Here is a 4,503-nt window from a genome sequence, read left to right on the forward strand (position 1 = left end):
GTGGGGAAAAGAAGAAGCCGGCGCCGGCCTGGGAAGGCAGACCGGCACCGGCCCGGCGGAACAGCCGACCGCACGCGGGTGACGGCCCGCGTCAGCCGCCCGCCAGCTCGTAGGCCCTCGTGGGCGAGAAGGAGCCCGCAGGGCCGTCACAGCCGTCGAGTTCACCCGGCAGCTTGACCCACAGGTAGGCGTCGATCAGCCGGTTGCCGGTCGCCGCCGTCGGGTTCTGGCCGACGCGCCGCCCGGGCGGGTCGCACCACTCGGAGCCCAGCGGCCCGTTGCCGTTGCGGCTGGTGTCGATCACCGCCCGCAGGTCGGGGGCCCCCAACTGGGCGAGGACCGCCTGGACGAAGGCGTTCTCGTCGGCCGTGGTGCGGTAGTTGGAGACGTTGGAGTAGATGCCGTCGCCGCTCCGCAGCACGCCCGCCTCGCGCAGCGTCGCCGCCATGGTGGCGGGGGAGTGCCACGCGGAGTGGCCGGCGTCGAAGTAGACGCGGGCCTCCGGGCTCGCCGCGTGGATCAGGTCGGCCGCGGTGGCCAGCGCGTTGAACCGTTCGGCGCGCTGCGTCGGGTTGAGGCAGGTGGTGAGCGCCAGCGAGTCCGGTTCCAGGATGATGACGGACTGGCCGTCGCCGAGGCCGGCCGCGAAGTCCTCGACCCAGTCGAGGTAGGCCGCGAAGGTGGGGGCGCCGCCGGCCGAGGCACCGCCGCAGTCCCGGTTGGGGATCATGTACGAGACCAGCACCGGCACCTCGCCGGCGGCCGCGGCGGCCGAGGTGACGGCGGCGACGTCCTGGGTCACGGTCGTCGGCCGGTAGTTGGAGAACCAGACGGCCTGCGGCTGGCTGGCGATCCGCGAGGCGATGAGTGGCTGGCGTGGGTCGTTCGGGTTCGCGGCGACCCAGTTGTGCACGTTCGCCGGGTAGTTGTGGAACACGGCGTTGTCGGGCAGCTCGGCGACCGCGGCGCCGGGGGCGGCGTCGGCGGCCTGCGCGGGGGCGAGCTGACCGGAGGTCAGCAGCAGCCCGCCGAGGGCCGCTGCCACCGCGGTCAACGCGGCTCGTGGGGTGCGCACTATGGCTCGTTCCTCTCCGGAAGAGGGGTACGGTCGTGGGTGGGAGCGCTCCCACTGGGCCGAAGATAGCCTCTCGGCGCGACGGAGTAAACCATCCCGGCAAGGCCGCCGCCGGCGCGCGGCGCCCGCGGCGGCCCTGACGGCCCGTGGTCAGGCGTCGGCGGCGAGGTCGACGTTGGGGATCGCGTCGAGCAGCGCGGCCCATTCGGGGTAGGTGGCCACCTTCTTCTGGTGCATCGCCGCGATCGTGGCGCCCAGATCGGGGTCCTCGTCGTCGGACAGCCGGACGGCCGAGAGCCGTGCCAGGTGGGGCGCGATCGCGAAGTCGCCGGCGAGGTGGACCGGGTCGTACAGGTACCGGTCGAGCGACTCCAGGTCGGCGATGCCCACGCAGTAGGCGTGGCTGAATCCGTCGGCGGGGTCGCCGAGATCCTGGCCGACGGTCGAGAACGAGACCGACTCGACGCTCGCCGTGCGGCGCATCGCCGCCAGCACGGCAGCTCGCTGCTCGTCGGTGGTCTCGTCCTTGAAGCTGAACCGCAGCATGTTGACGATCACGCGTCTCCTCTGGCTTCCATGCGGGCTGTTTGAACTTGATGGTTCAGAATAGCGGACTAATGAGTAGCGTACGGGCGTGGTCGTGTCGGGCGTTGAACTTGTGAGCTCCGAATCCCGAAACCCGCTGGTGCGCCGGCCTCAGCGCAGCCGCGCCGCCTTGAGGGCCATGTGCAGCAGCAGTCGGTCCTCGCCGTCGGCGAGGTCGAGTCCGGTGAGGTGGGCGATCCGGGACAACCGGTAGTAGAGGGTCTGCCGATGGATGCCAAGGGCCGCGGCGGCCCGCGCGGCCTGGCCCGCGTGGTCGAGGAACGCCTCGGCGGTGCGGGCGAGTTCGCGGTGCTCGTCGCGGAGCAGGGGGCGAACCGCAGGGTCGGGCGGAACGTCGGCCAGCGCCGAGAGCAGCCGATACGGGCCCAGCTCGCGCCAGTCGGCCACCCCGCCGAACCGTTCCTCCGCGGCGGCGACGCGGGCCGCGGCCAGCGCCTCCTGCCAGGCGCCGGCCAGCTCGGCCGCGCCGCGCCGCACGGACCCGATGCCGGCGGACGTGCCGTGCGGGGCGCGGTTCATCAGGTTCATCGTCACGGCACGGGCGGTGCGTGGCCGCACCAACACGGCCAACGTCTGCCGCGGCTCGGCCTCGTCGCCCACCGTGGCCCGCACCTCGGGCGACCGCCGCGCGGCGGTCGCGTACGTGGGCCCGCCTGGCCGGCGGGCGTCGGCCGACGGTCCCTCGGTCCTCTCCCGCTTCTCCCGGCCATCGGCCGAGGGATCCGACGGCGTGTCGCCGGTGCGTGGGTCGGGCTCGTCGGGGGCCTGCCCCCCGCCCTGGGCCGTCAGGCGTGCCCGCGCTCGGCCTTCGGCGGCGGCGGTGCTCGGCCCGCCGTCGTCGTCGGCTCGTCCTGCCGGGTCCGGCGGGCCGGTTCGCCGACGGTCACCGGCCGCGCCACCTCTGTCGGGCGGTGTCCGTCGGGTCTCGAGTGCCCCGGTCGCGCCTTCGGGCGCGGGGCCGCGGCGCCGGGCCCCGCCGGCCGCGGGCCGGGCGGTGGCAGGGGTGCCGGCAGGCAACAGGCAGAGGGCCAGGGCGCCGGGGGCGACGGCCGGGTCGGCCGGGGGGTCCTGCCACGGCAGGATCGCCGCCACCGTCAGCGGGCCGTCGGCCGCCGGGCCGAGGGCCATGGCCAGCTCGGCGGCGAGTTCGGACCTGGTCGGGTCGCCGGGGTCGGCGGTCAGCACGGCGCGCAGCAGCGCGCCCACCCGCGCCCCGGCCCGGGTCTCGGCCGCCAGCAGGGCGCCGACGGGTGCCGCCGCGGCTATCGCGGCGGCGAGCCGGGGGTCGTCGAGCGGCGTCCCGCCCTCGTCGAGCAGCCAGATGTAGCCCTCGACCACGCCCGCGTGCCGGACCGGCAGGCAGATGCGGCCGGTGAGCACCCCGGCCGCCGGATCGGGCGGGATCCGGACCGGGCCCGTGGCCCGGGTGATGCCGAAGCTCTCGAACCACCGTCGCACCGCCACCGTGGACCGCCGGCGCAGGATGGACCGCGTCCTGATCGGGTCCAGCACCCGGTCGTCCTCGCTGTCGTGAACGCCGTACGCGATCAGCCCGAAGTCGCGGCTCTCCAGGGTCGCCGGAGTCCCGAGCAGCGCGGAGACCTCGTCGACCAGGTCCTGATACTCCGTCCGCACGCCTCGCCGTCCCCCTTCCTGTTGCGTCCGCCGCCTCGTGTCGTGTCCGGTCGCGCCTGGCGGGGCCCTCCGCGACCATTCTGGTACAGCGGTCATACACATGTCTGAGATCCCGGAGGTGGCCGCCGGACAGCTGTCGATGGCGAGTGACCCGGGCGTTCCCTACCTTCACGGGTAAGCCGCACCCTTCGGCTCGTCTTCGCCGACTCTTTACGTGGAGGTGCCCATGCTGGGACCTGTCCTTCTCGCGGCGGCACGCAGCGACACCGTTCGGCGGCTCGTGTCGGCGGCGCCCGGCACCCGCCAGGTGGTGGCCCGTTTCGTCCCCGGCGAGCGGCTCGACGCGGCGCTCGTCGCCGCCTCACAACTGCTGGCTGAGGGCCTTGAGGTGACGTTCGATCACCTCGGCGAGGACGTCACCGACACCGCGAGCGCGCTGCGCAGCCGGGACGCCTGTCTGGCGCTGGCCGAGGCGCTGGCCGGCGAGGGCCTCGGCACCCGCGCCGAGATCTCGGTCAAGCTGTCCGCCTTCGGCCAGGCGCTGCCCGGCGGCCACGACCTCGCGCTGCGCCACGTGCTGCCGGTGGTGGAGGCCGCCGCGGCGGCTGGTACCACGGTCACCCTGGACATGGAGGACCACACCACCACCGACTCGACGCTGGCGATCCTGACCGAGCTGCGCGAGCGGTTCCCCGACACGGGCGCGGTGGTGCAGTCGTACCTGTACCGCACCGAGAAGGACTGCCAGACGCTCTCGACCGCCGGGGCCAGGGTGCGCCTGGTCAAGGGGGCGTACCGGGAGCCGGCCGCGGTGGCGTTCCAGCACCGGGCCGAGGTGGACCGGGCCTACGTCAGGTGCCTGCGGATCCTGCTGGCCGGTGACGGCTACCCGATGGTGGCCACCCACGACCCGCGGCTGATCGCCGTCACCCAGGCGCTGGCCGCTCGCCTCGGCCGCCGGCCCGGCTCCTACGAGTTCCAGATGCTCTACGGCATCCGGCCGGTCGAGCAGCGTCGGCTGGCGGCCGAGGGGCACCGGATGCGCGTCTACCTGCCCTACGGCACCGACTGGTACGGCTACTTCATGCGCCGGTTGGCCGAGCGCCCCGCGAACCTCGCCTTCTTCGCCCGCTCGCTGGCCGGGCGCCGCTGACCCGCCGCCCCCACACGCCCCCCGACCTGTCGCT

General features: G+C 74.4%; 4 protein-coding genes. 1 reads left to right on the plus strand and 3 read right to left on the minus strand.

All coding sequences use genetic code 11. The features are described from left to right. Positions 1-91: 91 nt before the first annotated feature. From E1265_RS33955 to E1265_RS33965, 3 genes are all read right to left on the minus strand, one after another. Complete coding sequence (locus E1265_RS33955) at positions 92-1,075, minus strand: glycoside hydrolase family 6 protein (protein ID WP_243741307.1); 984 nt, start codon at positions 1,073-1,075, stop codon at positions 92-94. A 150-nt stretch (positions 1,076-1,225) separates the two neighbouring features. Further along, positions 1,226-1,633: a Dabb family protein gene (locus E1265_RS33960; protein ID WP_132934800.1), complete on the minus strand. Its 408-nt coding sequence runs from the start codon at positions 1,631-1,633 to the stop codon at positions 1,226-1,228. A gap of 138 nt (positions 1,634-1,771) precedes the next feature. Then, positions 1,772-3,316: a helix-turn-helix domain-containing protein gene (locus E1265_RS33965; RefSeq protein ID WP_132934801.1), complete on the minus strand. Its 1,545-nt coding sequence runs from the start codon at positions 3,314-3,316 to the stop codon at positions 1,772-1,774. A gap of 226 nt (positions 3,317-3,542) precedes the next feature. On the opposite strand from E1265_RS33965, the gene E1265_RS33970 reads away from it, so the two are divergent. After that, positions 3,543-4,469: a proline dehydrogenase family protein gene (locus tag E1265_RS33970; RefSeq protein WP_132934802.1), complete on the plus strand. Its 927-nt coding sequence runs from the start codon at positions 3,543-3,545 to the stop codon at positions 4,467-4,469. Positions 4,470-4,503 lie beyond the last annotated feature (34 nt).

This window comes from Streptomyces sp. 8K308, assembly GCF_004348315.1.
Classification (GTDB): Bacteria; Actinomycetota; Actinomycetes; order Streptomycetales; family Streptomycetaceae; genus Streptomyces.

Bases quoted from the DNA above. Each gene is read 5' to 3' on its own strand.
- E1265_RS33970 (WP_132934802.1), top strand. From the start codon at position 3,543: ATGCTGGGACCTGTCCTTCTCGCGGCGGCACGCAGCGACACCGTTCGG.